The organism is Glaciihabitans sp. dw_435, from assembly GCF_018449675.1.
In the GTDB taxonomy this organism is placed as follows: Bacteria; Actinomycetota; Actinomycetes; order Actinomycetales; family Microbacteriaceae; genus Glaciihabitans.
This window is the reverse complement of record NZ_JAAVUZ010000023.1, coordinates 1-20,774: the sequence shown is the minus strand read 5'-3', so window position 1 is coordinate 20,774 and position 20,774 is coordinate 1. Positions and strand designations below refer to the sequence as shown.

At 68.1% G+C, this 20,774-nt stretch carries 23 protein-coding genes; 11 read left to right on the top strand and 12 right to left on the bottom strand.

Annotated features, from left to right (window positions below; genetic code table 11):
• Positions 1 to 83 precede the first annotated feature (83 nt).
• Both HB677_RS16890 and HB677_RS16885 read left to right on the top strand, forming a co-directional pair.
• Positions 84 to 785, top strand: a complete 702-nt coding sequence (locus HB677_RS16890; protein ID WP_213816904.1) for a DUF998 domain-containing protein — start codon at positions 84 to 86, stop codon at positions 783 to 785.
• On the top strand, positions 785 to 1,393 hold the full coding sequence (locus tag HB677_RS16885) for a TetR/AcrR family transcriptional regulator (RefSeq protein WP_213816903.1): 609 nt from the start codon (positions 785 to 787) through the stop codon (positions 1,391 to 1,393). Before HB677_RS16890 ends, HB677_RS16885 begins: the two co-directional genes overlap by 1 nt.
• A gap of 12 nt (positions 1,394 to 1,405) precedes the next feature.
• On the opposite strand, the gene HB677_RS16880 is transcribed toward HB677_RS16885, so the two are convergent.
• From HB677_RS16880 to HB677_RS16860, 5 genes are read right to left on the bottom strand one after another with little or no spacing between them, the layout of a single operon-like run.
• Entirely contained in the window at positions 1,406 to 1,975 is a 570-nt protein-coding gene (locus tag HB677_RS16880; protein ID WP_213816902.1) for an isochorismatase family protein, read from the bottom strand.
• A 51-nt stretch (positions 1,976 to 2,026) separates the two neighbouring features.
• On the bottom strand, positions 2,027 to 3,319 hold the full coding sequence (locus HB677_RS16875; protein ID WP_213816901.1) for an MFS transporter: 1,293 nt from the start codon (positions 3,317 to 3,319) through the stop codon (positions 2,027 to 2,029).
• Positions 3,312 to 3,764, bottom strand: coding sequence for a MarR family winged helix-turn-helix transcriptional regulator (locus HB677_RS16870; RefSeq protein ID WP_213816900.1), 453 nt, complete (start codon positions 3,762 to 3,764; stop codon positions 3,312 to 3,314). Before HB677_RS16870 ends, HB677_RS16875 begins: the two co-directional genes overlap by 8 nt.
• 60 nt (positions 3,765 to 3,824) lie before the next feature.
• Entirely contained in the window at positions 3,825 to 4,340 is a 516-nt protein-coding gene (locus HB677_RS16865) for a hypothetical protein (protein WP_213816899.1), read from the bottom strand.
• 1 nt (position 4,341) lies between these two features.
• Positions 4,342 to 4,764 (bottom strand): hypothetical protein, encoded by a 423-nt coding sequence (locus HB677_RS16860; protein ID WP_213816898.1) that lies wholly within the window; start codon positions 4,762 to 4,764, stop codon positions 4,342 to 4,344.
• 104 nt (positions 4,765 to 4,868) lie between these two features.
• Between HB677_RS16860 and HB677_RS16855 the strand changes: the two genes are divergently transcribed.
• Positions 4,869 to 5,114 carry a DUF2530 domain-containing protein gene (locus tag HB677_RS16855; protein ID WP_213816897.1) on the top strand — a complete coding sequence of 82 codons (246 nt, stop codon included), beginning with the start codon at positions 4,869 to 4,871 and terminating at the stop codon, positions 5,112 to 5,114.
• Positions 5,115 to 5,177: 63 nt separating this feature from the next.
• On the opposite strand, the gene HB677_RS16850 is transcribed toward HB677_RS16855, so the two are convergent.
• Positions 5,178 to 5,948, bottom strand: coding sequence for a hypothetical protein (locus HB677_RS16850; protein ID WP_213816896.1), 771 nt, complete (start codon positions 5,946 to 5,948; stop codon positions 5,178 to 5,180).
• 90 nt (positions 5,949 to 6,038) lie between these two features.
• On the bottom strand, positions 6,039 to 6,905 hold the full coding sequence (locus tag HB677_RS16845) for a helix-turn-helix transcriptional regulator (protein WP_255546704.1): 867 nt from the start codon (positions 6,903 to 6,905) through the stop codon (positions 6,039 to 6,041).
• 101 nt (positions 6,906 to 7,006) lie between these two features.
• Here HB677_RS16845 and HB677_RS16840 point away from each other — a divergent pair, with 101 nt between their 5' ends.
• Both HB677_RS16840 and HB677_RS16835 read left to right on the top strand, forming a co-directional pair.
• Positions 7,007 to 7,699: an SDR family NAD(P)-dependent oxidoreductase gene (locus tag HB677_RS16840; protein ID WP_213816895.1), complete on the top strand. Its 693-nt coding sequence runs from the start codon at positions 7,007 to 7,009 to the stop codon at positions 7,697 to 7,699.
• A gap of 250 nt (positions 7,700 to 7,949) precedes the next feature.
• Positions 7,950 to 8,285 (top strand): hypothetical protein, encoded by a 336-nt coding sequence (locus tag HB677_RS16835; RefSeq protein ID WP_213816894.1) that lies wholly within the window; start codon positions 7,950 to 7,952, stop codon positions 8,283 to 8,285.
• Between the two features lie 130 nt (positions 8,286 to 8,415).
• On the opposite strand, the gene HB677_RS16830 is transcribed toward HB677_RS16835, so the two are convergent.
• The gene (locus tag HB677_RS16830; protein WP_213816893.1) at positions 8,416 to 9,339 is read right to left on the bottom strand and encodes a chlorophyllase; all 924 of its coding nucleotides are present in this window, start codon (positions 9,337 to 9,339) and stop codon (positions 8,416 to 8,418) included.
• 141 nt (positions 9,340 to 9,480) lie between these two features.
• Between HB677_RS16830 and HB677_RS16825 the strand changes: the two genes are divergently transcribed.
• A complete protein-coding gene (locus tag HB677_RS16825; RefSeq protein ID WP_213816892.1) occupies positions 9,481 to 10,071 on the top strand; it encodes a TetR/AcrR family transcriptional regulator in 591 nt (196 codons plus the stop codon).
• Positions 10,072 to 10,075: 4 nt separating this feature from the next.
• On the opposite strand, the gene HB677_RS16820 is transcribed toward HB677_RS16825, so the two are convergent.
• Complete coding sequence (locus HB677_RS16820) at positions 10,076 to 11,206, bottom strand: hypothetical protein (RefSeq protein WP_213816891.1); 1,131 nt, start codon at positions 11,204 to 11,206, stop codon at positions 10,076 to 10,078.
• A gap of 131 nt (positions 11,207 to 11,337) precedes the next feature.
• Positions 11,338 to 11,823 carry a helix-turn-helix domain-containing protein gene (locus HB677_RS16815; RefSeq protein WP_255546703.1) on the bottom strand — a complete coding sequence of 162 codons (486 nt, stop codon included), beginning with the start codon at positions 11,821 to 11,823 and terminating at the stop codon, positions 11,338 to 11,340.
• A 125-nt stretch (positions 11,824 to 11,948) separates the two neighbouring features.
• Between HB677_RS16815 and HB677_RS16810 the strand changes: the two genes are divergently transcribed.
• Positions 11,949 to 12,602, top strand: coding sequence for an FMN-dependent NADH-azoreductase (locus HB677_RS16810; RefSeq protein WP_213816890.1), 654 nt, complete (start codon positions 11,949 to 11,951; stop codon positions 12,600 to 12,602).
• 448 nt (positions 12,603 to 13,050) lie between these two features.
• On the opposite strand, the gene HB677_RS16805 is transcribed toward HB677_RS16810, so the two are convergent.
• Positions 13,051 to 13,875 carry a DUF3027 domain-containing protein gene (locus HB677_RS16805; protein WP_213816889.1) on the bottom strand — a complete coding sequence of 275 codons (825 nt, stop codon included), beginning with the start codon at positions 13,873 to 13,875 and terminating at the stop codon, positions 13,051 to 13,053.
• Positions 13,868 to 14,248 (bottom strand): cold-shock protein, encoded by a 381-nt coding sequence (locus HB677_RS16800; RefSeq protein WP_213816888.1) that lies wholly within the window; start codon positions 14,246 to 14,248, stop codon positions 13,868 to 13,870. Before HB677_RS16800 ends, HB677_RS16805 begins: the two co-directional genes overlap by 8 nt.
• Before the next feature lie 99 nt (positions 14,249 to 14,347).
• Here HB677_RS16800 and HB677_RS16795 point away from each other — a divergent pair, with 99 nt between their 5' ends.
• From HB677_RS16795 to HB677_RS16780, 4 genes are all read left to right on the top strand, one after another.
• Positions 14,348 to 14,626 carry a multidrug ABC transporter ATPase gene (locus HB677_RS16795; protein WP_213816887.1) on the top strand — a complete coding sequence of 93 codons (279 nt, stop codon included), beginning with the start codon at positions 14,348 to 14,350 and terminating at the stop codon, positions 14,624 to 14,626.
• Positions 14,613 to 16,532 (top strand): helicase-associated domain-containing protein, encoded by a 1,920-nt coding sequence (locus tag HB677_RS16790; protein ID WP_213816886.1) that lies wholly within the window; start codon positions 14,613 to 14,615, stop codon positions 16,530 to 16,532. The genes HB677_RS16795 and HB677_RS16790 overlap by 14 nt, the downstream gene beginning before the upstream one ends.
• 123 nt (positions 16,533 to 16,655) lie before the next feature.
• Positions 16,656 to 18,317: a DNA repair helicase XPB gene (locus tag HB677_RS16785; RefSeq protein WP_213816885.1), complete on the top strand. Its 1,662-nt coding sequence runs from the start codon at positions 16,656 to 16,658 to the stop codon at positions 18,315 to 18,317.
• A 719-nt stretch (positions 18,318 to 19,036) separates the two neighbouring features.
• Positions 19,037 to 20,773: a cell wall metabolism sensor histidine kinase WalK gene (locus tag HB677_RS16780; protein WP_213816884.1), complete on the top strand. Its 1,737-nt coding sequence runs from the start codon at positions 19,037 to 19,039 to the stop codon at positions 20,771 to 20,773.
• The last annotated feature ends 1 nt before the right edge of the window (position 20,774 follow it).

Sequence of the window (20,774 nt, the reverse complement as noted above, 5' to 3'; positions counted from 1 at the left end):
CATTGACGAATGGCGCACATTGACGCACCTCGCAATCAGACTAATATGGTCTGTATTAGACCGTTTTGATCCGGAAGCTTGTGATGCCCTCTGTTGTTGCCCGCAAACCCGCCCTCATCGCCGCCGTCCTCTGGGTCGTTGCCGGAGTCATTTACTTCGGCGCGGAGGCCATCAGCGCCTCGGTCTACCCGGGCTATAGCTACGCGACGAACTACATCAGCGACCTCGGCGTACCCGACGTCGAAGTCTTCCAGGGCCGCACGATCGACTCGCCTCTGGCCTGGCTGATGAACTCGGCCTTCATCGCGCAGGGACTGCTCTTTCTCGCGGCCGCGATTCTCGCCACCCGGGCCATCCGGGTCGGGCCGCGCCGCTGGTTCCTGGCCGTCGCCACCGTTCATACGGTCGGGATCATCCTGGTCGGACTCTTCAACGGCAGCCAGCGCAATGCCGAGAACCACCTGCTCATCCTCCACGTGCTCGGCGCCGCCCTGGCGATCGTCGCGGGTAACCTCGCCGCGATCACCGCGGGCATCGGCTCGGCCCGCATCGGCGCGGCCCGCTGGTATCGCGTGATCAGCATCGTGCTCGGCGTGGTCGGAATTCTCTCGCTCGTGATGCTGCTGGTCGACTCCGGTTCATCCACGCTCAACCTGCTGCCCGACGGCGTCTGGGAGCGCGCTTCGGTCTACGCGATCACCGGCTGGGAGATCTTCACCGCCGTCTGCCTGATCACCTGGCTGCGCCGCGCACCCCGCGAGCGCAGCACGGGCCGGGTGGCGTGATGGCGGCGGCACGAGGCATCCGCCCCTCGAAGGAGCAGATCGATGCCGAGATTCTCGACGTGACCGCCGGACTCATCGCCCGCCGCGGCATCAAGGACACCGCGGTGCAGGCCGTCGCGGACGCCGCCGGATATTCGAAGACGGGCATTCTCAACCGGTTCCCCTCGAAGGAATTGCTGGTCGAGGCCGCCATCGCGCAGTGCGGGGCGCTGGCGCGCGACATATACGCCCGGGTTGTGGCGCAGCAGGCGGGTAGTGAGGCCGACGACGCAGCCCGCGATGCCCTCGCCCTGGCGGCGCTCACCGATCTCGCGATGTCCCGGCGCGGATGGATCGAGCTCGCCCTCTCGTCGGTCTCGACAAACCGGGACGACGAACTAATTGCACGGCTGGCCCCGATGGGCGTTCCGGTGTTCGCGATGTTCGGGTTGGTCGACACCGTGGCACCGGTGTCGCTCGAGCGCCGGGCCCGGGTCACCGGAGCCATCGGTGCGCTGGCGATCCTCGCCCTCACCTACGAGAACGATGCAACGCCGGAGCGCGCGCGTCCTCTCATCCTCGCCACCTGCTGGAATGCGCTCGGGCACGCCGGGGCCTTCCCGGAGTAACGGCAGACCGCGTCAGCCGAGCAGGGCCAGCACGTCGGCCGTCGTTCCCGTCTCGGCGATGCGCGGGAAGATGCGGGTGACGCTGTTGTGATGGGCATCGGCGCTGCGGTCGGTGATGGCGTCCGTGGCAATCACGACGTCGTAGCCGTGTTCGCGGGCGGCGCGAGCGGTGGACTCGACGCCCATGCTGGTCGCCACTCCCCCGAGCACCACCTGGGTGACACCGAGCGCTCTCAGCCGGGCGTCGAGCCCCGTGTTGTGGAACGCTCCCCATCCCGACTTGGTGACGCGGTGGTCGGTGGGCTGCGCATCGAGCTCGTCGGCAAGCTCGGCCCAGTTGTCCGGCCGCTCGCGAGCGTCCCCGGCGCCCCGCGCCAGCGAGACGTCGGTGCGTCCCGGGGTCACGCCGTCGACATTGATCAACACCACCGGCAGGTTCTTCGCGCGGAAGGCCGCCGCGAGCTCGGCCGCATTCGCCAGAACGGTGCTGAGGGGAATCGGCATGCCCGCACTACCCGTGACTCCCTTCTGGAGGTCGACCAGCAGCAGGGCAGAGGTGGGTTCAATAGTGGAGATGGGCATGCGTGTCCTTCGGTTCGTTGTGCGGGCGGATGGCTCGGGGCGAAGCAGCGCTTAGGCCGCGCTCACCCCGGCGGCGGGGTGCAGATCGCTCTCGTCGGTCGGTGCCGAGGTTGCTCTGTCCCGATGACGGAGCACGGGATAGAGGATTAGCCCGAGCAGGATGGTCGGCGCTCCACCGATGATGAGCCCCCAGCGGCTGCCGAATTCCTCGGCGATCCAGCCGACCAGTGGCGCGCCGATGACGGTACTGCCACCCCAGGCGAGACCCCAGAGCGCCATGACACGTCCGCGCATCTCGGGTCGGGTCGCCAGTTGCAGGGTTGTCTTGGCCGTGGAGTTGAAGGTGACGCTGCCGTACCCGACGAACGCGAGGGCTATGAGCGCGATGGGAAGAGTCGGGGCGAGGCCAGTGATCAGGATCGCGACACCCCACCCGATCGCCGTCACCGCGAGCGAACTGGACCGCCGAGGCGCCTTCCTGCTCGCCGCGATGAGCCCACCGATGATCGCGCCGCCGGCCATCACCGCGGCCATGGCTCCATAGGTGGCGGCGGTTCCCCCGAATGCACCGATGGCGAGCAACGGCAGCGTGGTGGGGAACTCGTACGCGAGGATCCCGGTGATCGTCAGCATCAGCAGTGGGAAGAGCAGTTCGGGCGTGCCGAGCGCGTACCGCACGCCCGCGCGTACCTGACCCGGGGCACGTGGCTGGCGAACCGCGGGCAGCATGTCCCCCGCCCGCATCGCGGCAAGGCACACCAGCACCGCCACAAACGAGGCGGCGTTAATCAGGAAGCACACCGGAATCCCGACGAGGGCGACGAGGGCACCACCGATGACGGAGCCCAGCACGCGCGCGACGTTCAACGACACGGAGTTGAGAACCACCGCGTTGGCGAGTGTCTCGCGCGGAACGAGGTCCGCGATCAGGCTCTGCCGCGCGGGGTTATCGAACACCGTCAGGCATCCGAGCACCAGGGACAGAACGATCAGGACGGGATAGGTGACAGCGCCGAGCGCCGCGAGTACCGCGAACACGACCGCTCCCACCGCAGACGCCGACTGGGTCACGTACAGAAGCCGCCGTTTGTCGTATCGATCGGCGATGACGCCTCCGATCGGCCCGAGCAGGACGAACGGCAGGATGCGGGCACCGGCGACGATTCCCAGCGCGGTGCCACTGCCGGTCAGCTGCAGCGTGAGAAACGACAGGGCCAGCGTCTGCATGAAGGTGCCCGCGACCGACACCGCCTGGCCGAAGAAATACAGCCGGTAGTTGCGAACCCGCAAGGAGGAGACGACGGCCGCAGCGCGGTCACGCACCGGCGACCGCGACTCACTCATTCCTGGCGGCCGACGTGGGATCGAAGAGTGTGAGCCGCTCCAGCAGGTCGCCCGCGGCAATGAGAGTCGCCTGTTCATCCGCGGTCAGCAGCGCGTCCATCGCCTCGCCCAGCCAGGTGTCGCGGGCAGCACGATTCTCGGCCACGAGCGTCTCGCCGTCAGCCGTGAGCCGCACGTTCACGCGCCGGGCGTCCGCCCCGTCCTTCTCCCGGCGGATCACCCCGGCCGCTTCCAGCTCCCGCAGCGACGCAGCGACGTTGGACGTCGTCATCGCCAGCTCCTCGACGATCTGCCCCGGCTGGCACCCGTCGCCGCGTCGGGCGATCGCGCCCAGCACCCGCACCGACGAGCTCGACAACCCCGCCACCAACGTGCGGTCCCGGCGCTGGCGTCGCTGGAACGCCTTCAACTGGGCCTGAAGCTTAGGGATATCTCGATGCGTCATATACCTATGCTACATCGCTATTTTACATAGGTATATAGAAGCGGATGACCCGGGCCACGGTTACTTCGCGCCGTCGCGCTCCTCGTCGGCGAGCTTGCGGCGGGCACGAGCCATCCGCAGCTCCTCGTCCTGGGCTTTTTGGGCGCGCCACTCGGCTTCCTCGCGCGCTTCGTCGGCGCTCTCGTCGCGGGGAGGTGCGGGCGCCGGGCGCACTGGTTTGCCGTCACGTCGGTCGAGCTGGTCGCGACGCCACCGCGGCAGCAGGGCCCGCGGCCAGGCGAAGATCCCGACGACCACGACGCTGAGCACCGCGCCGATCATGCCGACGAAGATGAACGCGGTCGAGACGGCCTCGGACCACGGGTAGTCGGACGGCGAGAAGAGCACGTGGATGAACGCACCGACCAGCGCGACGAGGAACCCGATTGCGGCATAGAGCAGCATCGCGGGGCCGCCCTCGTAGCGTGTCCAGTAGAGCTTGGTGAAGATGCCGCCGCGGAAGACGGCGATGCCGAGCGCGAGCAACGCCAGCGCGACGAGCACGAGGCCGCCGAGCCTCAGGAGGTCGTCCTGCAAGTCAGGACTCCAGCCGTCGCTGTTCGGCCTGCTTGCGCCGGAGCCACTTTGGTAGCAGCGCGCGGGGGTGTCCGGTCACGCCGATGAAGAACCCGAAAATCGCGATCGCGCCGCCCAGCCCCATGAGCCCGAGCCACACGACGTACGCCCACGGGTGGTCGCGCGGAGGCCACACGATCGAGACCATCGCGCCGACAACGGCGATGGTGAACCCGAGCGGGATGTACAGCACCATCGTGTACCCGCCCGGATACACGCTGCCCACCCAGTTCTGCAGCACCCCGCGGTTGAGCACGATTCCGATCGCCAGGGCCACGAGGCACCAGACCAGCACCATCCCCACCGTCGAAAACGAGTGGGCGTTGATCTCGCTGGTGTCGACGAGCGCGCGGGCCACGGCCGATATCTCAGTGGTGATGATCACGCTGAACCCCCGAACGCGGATGCCGGCCGTCGCGGCCGTACCCACCTAGCTTGGCACGGGCGCGATTTCCCCACCCGCCCCACACGTGCCGATACTCTTGCTGCATGCGCCTCTGGTTGAAAGACAGTGAGCGTCGGCCTGATCCGACGCCCGTCAAGACCGACGACCGCAAGGCAATCATTGTCGGGATGGCTCTCTGGCTGGTCGCCCTCGTTCTGCTCCTGATCTTCGCTCCCCAGCTCATGGGCGAGGCCCACCAGTGGTGGCTCTACGCCTGCGTCGTCGGGCTCGCGCTCGGCCTGGTCGCGCTGGTCTACACAAACCACCTGCACACGCGCAACCACAAGTAGCCCGCGCCCGCCGCCGGCAAAGACGGGTTTTCGAGCTACGCGGTCCCGGGGCATCCGCCCGCCCTATGACGGCTTCGGCGTCTTCTGCCGCACGTCGCCGTTCAGCGCGATCGTGCGTGGGCCCTCGGGCGTCACGATGGTGAACGCGGCGGTGGCAGGCTCGGCACCGCGGGGCAGGAAGACGACGTCGGCGTAGTAATCGCCGCCGGGCGGGATGCGCACGTCGCCGGTCTCGACGCGGAACTGGTCGCTCGTGGGTGCGCTGACGGTGACGGACAGCGCGGTTCCCTCGCGGTTGCGAATGAGCACCGAGCCCCGGGCCGTCAGCCCTGCGGCGCGGGATGTGAGGTGCAGCTGCGTCGGCTTCACGAGGACGCCGCCCGGGGTCTGCCAGGTATCCGGGTATCCGTCGGGAAAGGCCGGCTCCCCCGCGACCTGCACGCGCGGGCCACGCCGCACGGTCGCGCTGAACCGGGCGCCGCGCCACTGCGCACGACAGAGGGCCGCGACGGCGACGGGAAACTCGCCCATGATCTTCCACTCGTACTCATCGAGGTAGGTGTCGTTGGTCGTCTCGTCGGCGTCGAGGTGCGCGGCATAGGTCTGACCCGCCGCCTTCACGAAGTAGTGGGCGTCGATGCGCGCGGCGTCGAATAGTCCGCCGGTCGTGGTGATGCGCACGCCGATCTCCTTCTTCACGAGAAAGGTGATCTTGCGGTAGGTGGCGAAGCGCAGGGTTGCGCCGTCGGGGGCGCGGAACTCGACGACCGAGTCATCCGGAGCAGCCCACCGCTCCGCTCCCGACTCGCTGCCGGTCTTGACCAGGCTCGGCATGACGCCCCTTCCTCAGGTGACGTCGGCGTGACCCGATTGAGGTCGATTATGCTCCGGGTCATCCACTCGCGGAATCCCCGCGGGGCACGCTCAGTGTGCGGGGACGCTCGCGGCGACGGCCGACACCCGCAGGAAGTCGAGCTTGGCGGCGGCCTCGGAGCCGGTTGCGGCGGTGTAGGCAACGATGTGGATGTCGGTGCCCGCGACGTTGAACACGTCGCAGTCGAGTTCGATGTCGCCCACGATGGAGTTGCTCACGGTCTTCGATTCGGACTGGTGCTCGCCGACGGCGCCGCTCTCCCAGAGGGTGCGGAAGCGTTCGCTGGCGCCCATCAGGTCCTTGACGAGGGACTGCACCCCGCGGTCGTCGGGGTAACGGCCCTGCACGCGGCGGAGGTCGGCGACCAGCGACTGCCCGAAAGCGTCGATGCTGCCCGAGCGGCTGAGGATGCGGGAGTCGGCGGCGCCCATCGAGGTGCCCGTGAAGTGGGCGCGCAGCAGGTTCGCGCGGCCGGCGCCCGGGGTCACCGGCTCGCCGAGCAGGGCGACCCAGAGTGGGCTCCAGGAGATGAGGTCCCACGAGGCGGTGAAGACGGCGATCGGGATCTCGCCGAGGCGCGCGACGAGGCGCTGCACCCCCGGCGGAATGTGGGTGGGCACTTCGCCCGGCGTCGGCGGCAGCAGCCCGGCGACGACAAAGAGGTGATCGCGCTCGGCGTCGGTCAGCTGCAGCGCCCGCGCGAGCGAGCTGGCGACCTGCTGCGATGGGCGCACGGCCCGGCCCTGCTCAAGCCGCACGATGTAGTCGACGCTGAGTCCGGCGAGCGCGGCGAGTTCCTCGCGCTTGAGGCCGGCGGCACGGCGCGAGTTACCGGCGGGAAGACCGACGTCCACCGGTGAGAGGCGGTCGCGCCACGAGCGAAGGAGCATCCCGAGGTCACCGTGCGATTGCTGCATCGCCTCAGTCTGACAGCGCCCGCCGCAAACTGCGTGGTACTGCCAATCCACATGCTGAGGCGGGCCACGACAGCCCGGCGCCGCCCGCGCAGACTCGATCCATGACAACAACACTGATCACCGGGGCCAACAAGGGCCTCGGATACGAAACCGCCCGCCGCCTCATCGAAGCCGGTCACACTGTCTGGATGGGCGCCCGCGACGAGATACGCGGCCAGCAGGCAGCCGACCAGCTCGGTGGCCGGTTTGTGCAGATTGATGTGACGGATGACACGTCCGTGGCATCCGCTGCTGCAACCATCTCGGCCAATGGCGGACTCGACGTCCTCGTCAACAACGCGGGCATCTCGCAGCCCTTCGTTGCGCCGATGGACCTCACTCCCGCGGATGCCACCCACGTGTTCGAGACGAACGTCGTCAGCATCGTGCGCATGACAAACGCCTTCGTGCCGCTTCTCAAGGAGTCGGACGCGGGCACCATCGTCAACGTCACCAGCGGCATGGGGTCGTTCTCGTTTGTGCTTGACCCGCACCACGTGGAGTCGACGATCGTCGCGCCGATCTACCAGTCCTCGAAGTCGGCCGTCACGATGATGACCGTGCAGTACGCGAAGGCGCTGCCCGAGCTGCGCGTGAACGCCGCCGACCCCGGCTACACCGCCACCGACTTCAACAACAACAGCGGTCCTCAGACCGTGACCGAGGGAACCGACGCGATCGTCGAACTCGCGACCCGCGGCGGGCAGGGTCCGACCGGAACCTTCATCAACCGCGACGGCGTCGCGCCCTTCTAAGCGCCCGGCTGGCCCTGGCGTCGTGATCTCGGCCCTCTCGACTCTGCGAGTGCGGGCCATCGGGCTTCGCCAGCATCGAAGGAGCAAAGATGGTCGTCCTCACGCGATGGGGACGGCCATCTTTGCTCCTTCGGTGCGATGCACGCTGGGATCCGGGCGCGCATCTTGACGCGCAAGTCGCCGGGGTCGTAAATTCAGCACAATCGCCCCAGTCCCTGGTGAGTCGCACCCACTACGACTTGGAGCTACTGTGATCGACGCATCCGTTCGCCCGGTCCCTTCGGCCGCGACATCCGCCCCCGACTCAACGTCCCCGGCGGCACTGACTCTTGAGCAAGCCCTGGTGTTGAACCGGGTAACCACGACGGCCTGGCAGGTGTGTGACAGCCGCCGCGAACCGCACAGTCCGGGGCATCTGCTCGGCTTCGTCGAGAACGTCGGAGACGGCGTCGAGCTGATGCAGCTGGGTGACAAATTCATCTGGACCAGGTTCCCCGATATGAACGCGGCCCTCGCCCACGTCTGCGCCACTGCGCGAGCAACGGAGGACGAGCGCGCCAGCGGAGAGCTCGCCTGGCTCATCTGAGCGAGAGCGGGCATCGGACGACATCACCCAACTAAGCGCGACCGCGGCCATCGAAGGAGCAGAGATTGTCGTCGCCGTGCGGGGTGGGCGACAATCTGCGCTCCTTCGATGAATGCTGCCCGCAGCTGCACTACTTGGAGTCGATGCGACCTGCCGCGGCGGGGTCCTGCGCGGTCGTGGCGACCAGGGTGCCCCACGCGCCGGCGTCGATTCCGAGGATGGTCTTGAGGAACGCCACCGAGGCCGCAGCGGTGAGGGCGACGGCGGCCGGGTTCTCGTCGGTGGTCTCGGTGGAGTTGTATCCGGTGATGCCACCGAGGCTGTGCTCTGCCCCGAAGAGCGTCACGAGGCTCTGGGCGCCGGGACTCTGGAAGTAGACGTCCGTGAACCAGTCCGGCCCGCGGGTGGAGAGCTGCGACTGATCGTGGTCGCCGGCCACCACGAGTGACGGGGTATCGAGCTGCGCGAAGTCGGGGCTCATGAAGGAAAAGTTCTCCTGCGCAAACGGCACCAGGTCATCGCCGCCGATGCCGGTGGTCGCCAGCAACACGGCGGCCTTCACTCGGGGGTCCTTGCGGCTCTCGCCCGGCTGCCCATCGGCACCGATGACGCGCGCGCCCACGAGCATGCCGACACTCTGCCCACCCCAGGAGTGTCCGGCGACGGCCAAACGACCGAGGTCCACCCGCTCGGCGAGGCCGGGCACCGACGCGAGCACGGCGTCGAGGTCGTTGATGATGCGCTCCAGGTCGTCGATCCGGATCTTCCAGATGTCCGGGAAGCGGGCATCGGTGGGAGGCAGGGCCACCAACCGCGAGTCGAGGAAGGTCGGTTGCACCACGACGAAACCATTCGCCGTCCACTCATCCACCAGCGGATCTTCCGAACTCATCGACCCACCGAAACCGTGGGCGAAGAGGATGACCGGGAGGTCGGTGCCGGAGACCGGCGCGGTCACGCGCACCTGCAGGTCGTCGCCGCGGTTGGGAGCGGGAAGGATGACGGGCTTAACCGACACGGTCTGGACCGTGGAGAGCGGATTGGAGATGGACATAGTGCGGGTCCTTTCGGGACAAACTGATCCGGCGCTCCAAAGTGGAACATCGCTCCGGCAACAATACGGAGCGTCGTTCCGCTACGCAAGTCTAAAGTGGAGCATGGTTCCGCGAGGGCTGATCTGTGCGATGATGACGGGATGAGCGACTCCCCACCCGCGCCGGCGACCCCGCGCCGCCGAGCCGATGTGGCGCGCAACGAGCAGAGCATCCTGGACGCGGCATCCCGAGTCTTCTCGACGTCCGGCGTTGACGCGCCGGTTCGCGAGGTGGCGGATGCCGCGGGCGTCGGAATGGGCACCCTGTACCGGCATTTCCCCACCCGATCCGACCTGATGGTGGCCGTGTACCGCCATCAGATCGACGAGTGCGCCGACGCCGGACCCCAGCTGCTGGAGTCATCCGCTTCCCCGTTCGTTGCCCTGCAGGAATGGGTGCACAAGTACGCCGATTTCCTCACCACGAAGCACGGTCTGGGGAACGTGTGGCAGGGAGACGCCGCCGGTCTCTCTGCGCTGCACCAGCTGTTTCTCGACCGGCTGCTGCCGGTGCTGGCCGAGCTGCTCGAGGCCGCCCGGACCTCGGGCGAGGTCGCGGCGGATGTCACGCCGTACGAGTTGCTGCGCGCGGTCGGAGACCTCGTCGCGTGGAACGTGAACGATCCGAACTACGACGTGCTGCGCATCGTGAACCTGCTGCTGGCAGGGCTGCGGCAGCCGCCAACCACGTAGCGCGTCAGAAGTTGCGGTGGCCCGAGGTCAGGTACTGGCTGCGGTCACCGAGGTAGTCGAGATTCTTGAACCCGAAGCGGTTGATGACCGTGCGGGACAGCCCCGTGCCCGCCGCCGTCGTCAGCGCCGTCTCGAGCGGGGTGCCCACCCCGGTGTGGTCGATCACGTTGTAGATGTCGTGGGCGAAGGAGCCCGGCGCGGGCACGACCGCCGATGCGCCGAACAGCGGTCCCGGCATGAGTGCGGGCGCCCGTGCGCTGGTGGGAGCAACGCCGTTGATGGCGAGGAGGCGGAGGCCCGGGTCATCCACCGTGTCCGTCGCTACGCCGTTTTTCTGGGCGATCCACGACGACACGGCGAACGGCTGGATCTCCCCGACCTGCGTGACGATGGCGCCGTTGTTTTCGGGGCGGCTGGCGGGGTAGAGCGGCACGCACGAGCCGTACTCCTCGATGCCCGCGGCGTTGGCGAAGGCGGTCTGCACGTTTTCGCCCGAGGGGATGGTGGGGTGCAGCTCCTGCCGGAAGCCGTCGCCGACGTAGGCCATGCCCCGGGCGGCGGAGATGTGTCCGGCCGAGCGGCACTGGTACAGCGCCTGCAGCTCGGCGCGGGTGAGCGACGTGATGCGGGGGTCGAGCCCCTGCCCGACGACGCTGATTGCGTCGCGCACGAACGGCATCCACGTGAGGTCGGTGCCGGGTAGGTCGGACGTCGGGCGCGTGGGCATCCGCGCGAAATCGACCTGGCCCCTGACGTTGACCTTCTGCTGGTACGAGTCATCCACATCGCCCAGGTACGGCGCGTAGTGCGCCTGGCTCAGCGTGATGAGGCCGATGAGATCGAAGCCGGGACGGGCGGACAGCGGGCCGCCCGCGCGCGTGCGGATCTGCTGGCGGGCGGCGGTGGCCGCCGAGTACGACGCCACCGACGGGATCTGCGGCCGCCCGTAGTCGACCGCCGGGGTTCCGCTCGAGAGCGCTTCCCAGAGGTTGGCGTCAGCGCGGGCTCCGACGCCGACGAACTGGCGATACTGCCCGGCCGGCGGATCGGCCTCGGCTGCCACGCCTGACCCGAGGGCCACCGCCAGTGCGACGATCAGAACGATGGACGAGTGGATGCCTCTGCGCACGGTCATGTCGGCCCCCTGACGCGGCATCCGCCCGGCCCTGTCCAGGCGGTCCACCGTGTGAGCCAGCTTGTGCGACGGCCCGAGAAACCACAAGCTTTCGGCCGCGGATGAACCCGGGCCGGGGCAAAAACCAGTGGCTAGCGTTCCGCGGAGAACCCGGGCTCAGAGTCATCCGCTGCCGCGCCCTCCCGTGGGGCATCGAACTGGCGACGGTTATGCGCGATCGTGTGCTGGTTCTCGCTGACCCAGTCGCCAACGGTCAACGCGACCGCCTGGAGCGACCGACCGAGTGGGGTGACCTCGTATTCGACGCGCGGCGGCACCTCGGCGTAGACGGTGCGCGACACGAGGCCGTCGCGCTCGAGCGCCCGCACGGTGACCGTGAGCATGCGGCGGGAGATGCCGGGGATGATCTCGGCCAGCTCGGTGAAGCGCTTTCTCTCATCGCCGAGCACGCCGATGACGAGAAGGGTCCACTTGTCGCCGATGCGCGACAGCAGCGACCGGAACATCGACGGGTCCTGGCTCGTGCAGAGCTCGGCCATGGTCGGCATCGACTCCGAGAGGCGAAGCTGCAGGGCTTCCCCGCTCTGGAGGGCTTCGCGGGTCGCGTGCTGGGTCATGTCGTGCTCCTTTGGTTACTGCGCGGTAACGGGGGATCGTTTGCGGTAACCGAATCACAGCGTACAGAGTTACTGATGGTAACTAAAGCCCGGGCACACGGCCCGGAGCTTGCACAAGGAGATTCATGTCACTGTTTCGTTTGGACGCCAGCATCCGCACCGAGGGCTCGACCAGCCGCGCCCTCGGCGACATCGTCGAGACGGAGTGGCGCACCAGCCACCCCGACGCCGACATCGTGCGCCGCCACATCGGCACCGAGCCGATCCCGGCCACCGCGTGGGCGAACGCGGTCAACGGTTCGATGACCGCCGAGGCCGACCGCACCCCCGAGCAGACGGCGGCCGCGGACCTCGCCCGCACGTTGACCGACGAGCTGGCCGACGCGGACGCGCTGCTCTTCGCCGTCCCGCTCTACAACTTCGGTGTCTCGCAGCACTTCAAGTCCTACATCGACCTCGTGCTGACCGACCCCCGCATGGGCCCAGGCCAGTCCCCCGTCATCGCCGGAAAGCCCGCCGTGCTCGTCACCGTGCAGGGCGGCAACTACGCCGCCGGTACCCCGAAGGAGGGCTGGGACCACGCGACCAGCTGGATGCGGCGCATCCTCGAAGACGTCTGGGAGCTCGACCTCCAGGTCCTCACCCGCGAGTTCACCCTGGTCGGCGTGAACCCCGCCCTCGACCAGTTCACCGAGCTCGCCGACGAACTGCGCGCCCGCGCCGAGACCGAGGCCGCCAGCCACGGCCGCACCCTCGCCGGCCACCCGAAGGCCGCGTAACCGCCGCGCTCCGGACGGCGCTCACCTGCCGGCCCGGCGCTCATCTTCGGGCCCGGCACTCATCTTCGGGCCGGCACTCATCTGTCGGCCCTGCGCTCATCTTCGGCCCCAGCGCTCATCGAAAGGGTAGAAACGGTGGGTTTTCGCACGAGAATCCGCCGTTTCTACCCTTTCGATGACGTTTGCCAAGCGGATGACCCCACAACGCGTGTAACCCCGCGCGGCCGCGACGACCGGGCTACCCCGCGACGGCCGGGCGTCCCCGCGCGGCACTGGCGGCCCGGCTTCCGCGGCAGCCCGGGCGGCATGGCTTCCGCGGGCGGCGCGCGTTAACCACCACCGGCGCGGCTCCCGTGAGGGAACCGCGCCGGAGGCGTGATGCGTGTTGGCGTGATGCGTGTTGGCGTGATGCGGTGGTGACGTGATGCGCGTGGTCCGCGGTGCCGGACTACTCGGCGGGAGGCAACACCGATGCCGAGGTGGCGCGGCGCGAGCGGCGCTTGGTCACGGGTGCGACGGCCGGGACATCCACTTCCTCGCCCGCGACATCGACGATCGCGTCGGATGCCTCCGGCGCAGGCGCCTCGGACTCCGGAGCTTCCTCGACCAGGTCGAACTCGACTACCTCGAAGATCTGCTCCGCGGGGTTGCCGAGTGCACCGGCCTGGGACGCGGCATCCTCGTCGGCAAAGTCGTCGTCCGCGTCATCCGCGTCCGCATCGTCGTCGTCGTCGTCGGAGCCATCAGACTCGTCATCCGAGTCAGCAGCACCATGCAGCGCGTTCACGTCGATTTCGTCGATGTCGACACCATCGAGGTCGCCCGCGTGCAGCACGGGGCGAACGTCCTCGTCGGAATCGTCGTCGTCGTCCGACTCGTCGTCGTCCGAGTCATCCAACTCGTCGTCAAGTTCGTCGTTCGACTCATCGTCATCGTCGGAGTCATCATCAGACTCGTCGTCCTCAACGACCTCACCGAGCGCGATCTGGGCGGCGCGGTACTCGTCCATGCGGTCGGACCACGGCACCCAGTCGGGAGCCAGCAGTGCGCCCTCGGCAGGGATCAGCTCGGTCTCGAGCACGGTCGGCTCCGAGTCCTCCACCTGCGCGATGGAGACAGTCCACTTCCAGCCCGGGTAGCCCTCCATGAGGGTCTCGAACTGGTAGGAGATGACTCCATCACCCTCGTCGATCTCGCCGGCGGCCTCGCCGATGGTCGACGCCGGGGTGATTTCAAGCAGACCGGCGCGGGCGATCTCGCGGCCGTTATGCATCGAGATCGTCAGCTACCTTGCGCAAAACCGCAGCGATCTTCGCGCCGTGGTTCTTGTCGGGGTAGCGTCCGCGCTTGAGGTTGGTGCCGATGCCATCGAGCAGCTTGACCAGGTCCTCAACAATGATGGACATGTCGTCAGCCGACTTGCGGTTGAGCTTCGCCATGCTCGGCGGGGCCTCAATAACCCGTACGGATAGTGCCTGAGCGCCCTTTTTGCCGTCGGCAATGCCGAACTCGAGCTTGGAGCCCGGCTTAACGGTGACTCCAGCCGGCAGCGCTGAGGCGTGCAGAAAGACCTCCTGGCCATCATCTGAGCTGATGAACCCGAAGCCTTTTTCGTCGTCGTAGAACTTAACCTTGCCGGTAGGCATGTCAATACCTCTTCCACACCGAGGAGTTCACGGTGCCCCACAAGGATACGGGGTGCAGCTACCTCTATATTTGGGCTTGTGGCAAAACAATCAAGGGTTGTGGCAAATACACCCGCACCCATCACGGATAACCGTCTCGAACGCACGCTTGCCTTCATGGTCGCGGCGACGATCGGAATGTCGATCCTCGCCTTCATCGCGATCATCATCGGCACGGCCCTCGGCGCGGGTAACGACGGTGGCCTCGGCAAGGGCGTCTGGCCCGTCGTCTACATCCTTCCCGCCATCGGACTCCCCATCGGATTCGTGCTGATCATCGTCCTTCTCGTCACCACCGCCGTGCGTCGTGGCCGAGCGGCCAAGGGTGCAGGTAAGTAGCACGTCCACCCTCTCGCTGGCGGGCCGCCTCCGAGCACTGGGTGACGCTGACCTCGTCGAACTCCTCACTGCGCGCGGCATCGTGCGCGAAGCAGGCATCCGGGATTTCTTCGACCTCGCCGATGCACTGCTCGACGGGGCATCCATTGCGTCCGCCCTCACCAAACTTGATCGCCCGACCCTCGCTGCCCTCGCTGCGTTAGAAGAGGTGTCGGATGCCTCGGGCGCGACGTCCGCCCAGCTGGCCAAGCACCTCGGGCAGAAAGCGCCCGACGTCACCGCCGTCCTCACCCTCGCGCGCGGCCTCGCCCTCGTCGACACCGTGGATGACCGCTGGGTCGCGTATTCCCCCGTCACCGAGCAGCTCGCCACCTGGCCAACCCAGGGCCTGCCCACCGCGCAGGAACTCGCCAGCTCTCCCCCGCCGGCCGGCCTCGAGCCCGTGAGCGCCTCCGATGTGCGGTTCATCGACAGCGTCGCCGCCGAGCTCGCCTTCGCCACCACCACCTCGATCGCCCAGCTCATCGCCGAGCTGCGCCACGACCCCGCCCGCGAACTCGCGCGCGGCGGCATCGCACTTCCCGACTCCAAGCGCCTCGCGGCCACCATGTCGGTCGAACTCGACCAGGTGCCGGCGCTGGTGTCCATCGCCGCGCGCGCGGACCTCATCGCCCTCGACGGCGGATCCTGGCTCCCGGCCGTCGCCTCCACCGAGTGGATGCTCGGCTCCACCGCCGATCGCTGGTCGCACCTGGCGGGGGCGTGGTTTGACCACCTGCCCGCCGATATTCGTCAGCTCCTGTCATCCCGATCCCACTCCACCTGGGGCGCGCGCCTGCGCGACTACCTCGACTGGCTCTACCCGGCCGGCGGCCAGTGGATGGACGACCGCTCCGGCGTCGTCACCCGCGACGCCGAGCTGCTCGGCATCACCGCGAATGCCGCTCCCTCTACGCCGGGTTCGACACTGCTGGCGGATGGCGCGGCGGCGGCAACCGCGGCGATGGCCGTGCTGTTCCCACCCGAGGTCGACAAGGTCTACGTGCAGCAAGACCTCACGATTGTCAGCCCCGGCCCGCTGAAGCCGCGGCTCGATGCCCGCCTGCGGGTGATCGCCGACGTGGAAAGCCGCGCCCTTGCCGCCACCTACCGGGTGACGGAGTCCAGCATCAACCGCGCGCTCGCGGCGGGGGAAACCGCCAACTCCGTGCGGGAGTTCCTCGCCGGCATCAGCCTCACCGGCATCCCCCAGCCGCTCAGTTACCTCATCGCCGCCACCGCCGAGCGGTACGGCAAGCTGCGCGTCGGCGTGATCTCTGCCGCGGACACCGCCGCCACGGCGAGCGCCGCCGCGCACACCCACGACGACCTCGGGGTCGACGCGCACTCCTATGTTTGGTCGGACGACACAACGCTGATCGGCACTCTCCTCGTCGACCAGAACCTCGCCCCGCTGTCACTGCGTCGCGTCAGCCCCAATCGCGCGGTCAGCCGCTATCCGAGCGATGTCGTCTTCTGGAGCCTGAACGAGGCGCGGTACCCCGTCGCCGCCGAGGATGCGGAGCGCCGGGTCATCCAGCTCGAACGCAATACCGTCGCGCGGGTCGTGCCGCCCCAGACGGTGCCCGTCGCGGTCACCATCGTGCAGAAGCTGCGCCTGGCGGGTGAGCCCACCACCGTCGAGACCGACAAGGCGTGGCTCGAGCGCCAGATCGAGGCCGCCATCAAGGGGCGTCAGGGGCTCACCGTTACGGTGCAGATGCCGGATGGCTCGACCACCGACTTCCAGCTGGAACCCACCGGCCTCGGCGGAGGGCGCCTGCGCGCCCGCGACCGCAAGTCCGACATCGAGCGCACGCTGCCGCTCTCGCGCGTGGTCGGCATCGCGCCGCCCGAGCGACCGTAGCCCGCGGTCGGGGTCGGCGGCGCACGGCCCGCGCCCCACTTTCACGCCCCAGTCAGCTGCCTCCCAGTTCGCCGGGGGCGTACGCACCAACGCCGCGCAGGGTCGTGGCATAGGCTAACCGGGATGAATTCGCCAGAACGTCCAGATGGTCCCCTGATCGTTCAGAGCGACCGGACCGTGCTCCTCGAAGTTGCCCACCCCGCCGCCGAGGATGCCCGCCACGACCTCTCTGTCTTCGCCGAGCTCGAGCGCGCGCCCGAGCACATCCACACCTACCGCATCACGCGGCTCGGTCTGTGGAACGCGCGCGCCGCCGGCCACACCGCCGCCGACATGATCGCGACGCTCGAGAAGTACAGCCGCTTCGCCATCCCCCAGTCCGTCACCGTCGACATCACCGAGACGGTCGGCCGCTACGGACGTCTTGTCATTGAGCGAGCGGATGACGGTGCGCTGACGTTGACCGCAACGGACTCCGCCGTCCTCGCCGAGATCACCCGCGCCCGCAAGGTTGGGGAGCTGCTCTTCGAGAAGCGCGGTGCCCACACCTACGTCATCCAGGCCTGGGCGCGCGGACAGCTCAAGCAGGAACTGCTCAAGCTCGGCTGGCCCGCGGAGGACCTGGCGGGTTACACGCCCGGAACTCCCCACGACATCGCGCTGCAGGAAAACGGCTGGGCCCTGCGCGACTACCAGAACAAGGCCGTCAGCAACTTCTTCGACCACGGATCAGGCGTGGTCGTGCTGCCCTGTGGCGCCGGCAAGACCCTCGTGGGCGCCGGAGCCATGGCCACCGCGAAGACCACCACCCTCATCCTCGTCACGAACACCGTCTCCGCACGCCAGTGGCGTGCCGAGCTGCTCAAGCGCACCACGCTGACCGAGGACGAGATCGGCGAGTACTCCGGCCAGGTGAAGGAAGTAAAGCCGGTCACCATCGCCACGTACCAGATCCTCACGGCGAAGCGGAAGGGTGAGTACGCCCACCTGGCGCTGCTCGACGCGCTGGACTGGGGCCTCGTGATCTATGACGAGGTGCACCTGCTGCCGGCGCCCGTATTCAAGCTCACGGCCGAGCTGCAGGCCCGCCGTCGCCTCGGACTGACCGCAACGCTCGTCCGCGAAGACGGCCGCGAGGGCGACGTGTTCTCCCTCATCGGGCCGAAGCGCTTCGACGCCCCATGGAAGGAGATCGAAGCTCAGGGCTTCATCTCCCCGGCATCGTGCTACGAGGTGCGGATTGACCTTCCCGAGCAGGAGAGGCTGCAGTACGCGGCATCCGCTGACGACGAACGCTACCGCCTCGCCGCAACCGCACCCGCCAAGCTCGACACCGTGAAGCGCCTTGTTGCCAAGCACCAGGGCGAGAGCATCCTCGTGATCGGCCAGTACCTCGACCAGATCGACGAACTCGCCGACGTGCTGAACGCGCCGAAACTGACCGGTGCCACGCCTGTTGCGGAGCGTGAGCGGATGTACCAGGAGTTCCGAGAGGGAACGACAAAGGTGCTCGTGGTGAGCAAGGTGGCGAACTTCTCCGTCGACCTGCCTGAGGCCACCGTCGCTATCCAGGTATCGGGATCGTTCGGCTCCCGCCAGGAGGAGGCGCAGCGCCTCGGACGCCTGCTGCGCCCGAAGGAGAGCGGTCTTCCCGCCAACTTCTACACCCTCGTTGCCCGCGACACCGTCGATCAGGACTTCGCGCAGAACCGTCAGCGCTTCCTCGCGGAGCAGGGCTACAGCTACACCATCCTCGACAGCGACACCCTGGTCGCCGCCGCGTAACCCGCTTTCCGGGGGCCGGCACCTCCATGGTGGCGACGGCGCCAAACCGGTCCAGTTAGGCGCTTCCGGGCGATCGCGCACGCCCGGAATAGCCGCACTCGCCCGTGTTTCCGCGGCGGGCTGTCCGGATCCGCCGCACTCGCCCGGTTTCGCTCCCCGGCAGCGCCGTACTTGCCCGATTTCCGTCATCTCGAGCCGCCACCCCCATCCCCGCGCCGAATTCGCCCGGTTTCCGTCACTTCGGCCCGACGCCCCCATCCCGCGCGCCGAACTCGCCCCTCGGGACGCGTGTTTTCCCGCCGCCCGGCACCCGCAGGCATGTGTCCCGGCGCGGCCCGTTGCCCAGATTCGGAGCTTTCGGCGAAGCGGTGACCCAGGTTCCTCCGGAGGGTCAATTCCGACCAAAGTTCCGCATCTAGGCAACCGAGATGCCCGGTGCGAGCCAGCACGGAAGCATCCGCCGGAGCCACTACCGACGCCACCACCCACGACGCCCCACCGGGCCCGCCCCCTCCCGCAGCGCCCCGGAGTTAGTAGGCGGCGCCTGACTTACGACACAGCACCGTAAGATTCAGACCAACCGCATGCACGACGCGGGATTCCCGACACAACACGACAGCAGCACCGTCCCGCCCACGCACCACTCCGCCGCCCCAGACCCCGGCTGCAGCTCCACCGCACGCGATAACCGCGACACCGCACGCGACGAAAGCTGGACCATGTCTGCTTCGACCATTGCTCCACCGTCAGACACCTCCCCGCGCGCCAGCGCCCTGCCGCCAGCCCCGACGATGCCGCGCCCATCGACCCGCCTGCTGAACCCTTCGACCCCGCCGGATCCCCGCTACCTCGCGCACGCGCAACTGCCGTTCGCCGGCCTGGTCGTCGTCATCACAGTCCTGGCCGCCACCATGGGGCAGTTCACCCGCGAATCCACACCCCTCGTGGCTGGCCTGCTCCTGGCCATCATCAGCACCACCGTCGCCTTCGTCATACCCTGGCGTCGCCTCGGCGCCAGTTGGCTCGCCATCGTCGCCATCGCGGACATGATCGTCGTCGCCTTCTACAGCAACGCGCTCTACGCGGTGCTCCCGGGCGTGGTGATCCTCATCGTCTTCCCCGTGCTGTGGCTTTGCTACGCGTTCCGCTGGCCGTTGCTGCTGCTCGGCATCGCCGGAGCGTTCGGCGTCACCCTCTTTCCGTTCATCCGCGACGGTGCATTCCCGGCCACGACCGCCGACTGGGCCGGCGTGCTCCTTCTGCCCGCCGCCACGAGCCTGCTCGCCGTCGCCGTGCACATCGCGGTCGTACGCCTGCGCGAGGAACAGAGCAAGGTGCGCGCCATCGCCACCGAACTCACCGACCGCGACGTCATGACCCGCGCCGTTTTGGACACAGTGGATGCCGGGATCACCCTGTATGACCCCGAGGGCAACGTTCTCCTAACCAATGCACTGCTGCACACACCACTGCTCAGCGAGCCCACCCCATCCGCGACCCAGATCGGGGACGAGGCGGACGTCTTCGAGATGGACCGCACCACGCCGATGCCGCTGGGGGACCAAATCGTTGCCCGCGCGGCCCGGGGCGAGCTGGTCACGAGGCGTACGTTCTGGGTGAGCGCGGGAGCCCAGCAGCGCGCGGTCGACGCCACCTCCCAGTACGCTCGCCGGGCATCCGGTGAGCTCATCGGCACGGTCGTCGCCACCCATGATGTGACGCAGCTGGCCGAGGCAATCCGTTCCCGCGATGAGTTCATGAGCACCATCAGCCACGAATTGCAGACCCCGCTGACGAGCATCATGGGCTACCTCGAACTGCTCGAGGACCGCCCCGAGCTCGAATCCGCGGGCATCACCCACGAGTTCGCGGTCATCCAACGCAACAGCATGCGGTTGCACACCCTCATCAGCGCGCTGATCGACACCGCGCAGGACCAGGTTTCTGTCGACCGGCGTCCCTACGACCTCACGAAGCTCGTCGACAACGCGGTCAACGCGGCCCATGGCACCGCCGATGCCGCGGGCATCACCCTGACCGCCGATGCCGAGCCCGACACCGTCGCTGAGATCAACGCCGACCGCATCAGCTCGGTGCTTGATGCCCTCGTCGCCAACGGCCTCACGTTCACCCCGCGCGGTGGCTCGGTCACCGTCGCGGTGCGCACCGAGGGCGACGACGCCGTGATCCGGGTCACCGACACCGGCACCGGCATCAGCGCCGCCGACCTTCCCCGCATATTCGACAGGTTTTTCCGGGCCGCGAGTGCCCGCAAGGGAGTCATCCCCGGCAGTGGGCTTGGCCTGTCCGCGGCGAAGCTGGTGGTCGACGCCCACCGCGGAACCATCGTGGCGACCAGCACCGAGGGCGAGGGAACCCTCGTCACCGTGCGCCTGCCGCTGCGCTCCGTCGACATCGGCGAAAAGGGCCCGGACGTGGAGCCCGTCCCGCACTAGC

Coding starts and splice junctions, on each gene's coding strand:
- HB677_RS16815 (WP_255546703.1), bottom strand. CDS start 11,823: ATGACCCAGCACGCGACCCGCGAAGCCCTCCAGAGCGGGGAAGCCCTG.
- HB677_RS16840 (WP_213816895.1), top strand. CDS start 7,007: ATGACAACAACACTGATCACCGGGGCCAACAAGGGCCTCGGATACGAA.
- HB677_RS16870 (WP_213816900.1), bottom strand. CDS start 3,764: ATGACGCATCGAGATATCCCTAAGCTTCAGGCCCAGTTGAAGGCGTTC.
- HB677_RS16850 (WP_213816896.1), bottom strand. CDS start 5,948: ATGCCGAGCCTGGTCAAGACCGGCAGCGAGTCGGGAGCGGAGCGGTGG.
- HB677_RS16805 (WP_213816889.1), bottom strand. CDS start 13,875: ATGCATAACGGCCGCGAGATCGCCCGCGCCGGTCTGCTTGAAATCACC.
- HB677_RS16825 (WP_213816892.1), top strand. CDS start 9,481: ATGAGCGACTCCCCACCCGCGCCGGCGACCCCGCGCCGCCGAGCCGAT.
- HB677_RS16845 (WP_255546704.1), bottom strand. CDS start 6,905: ATGCAGCAATCGCACGGTGACCTCGGGATGCTCCTTCGCTCGTGGCGC.
- HB677_RS16890 (WP_213816904.1), top strand. CDS start 84: ATGCCCTCTGTTGTTGCCCGCAAACCCGCCCTCATCGCCGCCGTCCTC.
- HB677_RS16785 (WP_213816885.1), top strand. CDS start 16,656: ATGAATTCGCCAGAACGTCCAGATGGTCCCCTGATCGTTCAGAGCGAC.
- HB677_RS16820 (WP_213816891.1), bottom strand. CDS start 11,206: ATGACCGTGCGCAGAGGCATCCACTCGTCCATCGTTCTGATCGTCGCA.
- HB677_RS16875 (WP_213816901.1), bottom strand. CDS start 3,319: ATGAGTGAGTCGCGGTCGCCGGTGCGTGACCGCGCTGCGGCCGTCGTC.
- HB677_RS16780 (WP_213816884.1), top strand. CDS start 19,037: ATGTCTGCTTCGACCATTGCTCCACCGTCAGACACCTCCCCGCGCGCC.
- HB677_RS16855 (WP_213816897.1), top strand. CDS start 4,869: ATGCGCCTCTGGTTGAAAGACAGTGAGCGTCGGCCTGATCCGACGCCC.
- HB677_RS16885 (WP_213816903.1), top strand. CDS start 785: ATGGCGGCGGCACGAGGCATCCGCCCCTCGAAGGAGCAGATCGATGCC.
- HB677_RS16810 (WP_213816890.1), top strand. CDS start 11,949: ATGTCACTGTTTCGTTTGGACGCCAGCATCCGCACCGAGGGCTCGACC.
- HB677_RS16830 (WP_213816893.1), bottom strand. CDS start 9,339: ATGTCCATCTCCAATCCGCTCTCCACGGTCCAGACCGTGTCGGTTAAG.
- HB677_RS16880 (WP_213816902.1), bottom strand. CDS start 1,975: ATGCCCATCTCCACTATTGAACCCACCTCTGCCCTGCTGCTGGTCGAC.
- HB677_RS16800 (WP_213816888.1), bottom strand. CDS start 14,248: ATGCCTACCGGCAAGGTTAAGTTCTACGACGACGAAAAAGGCTTCGGG.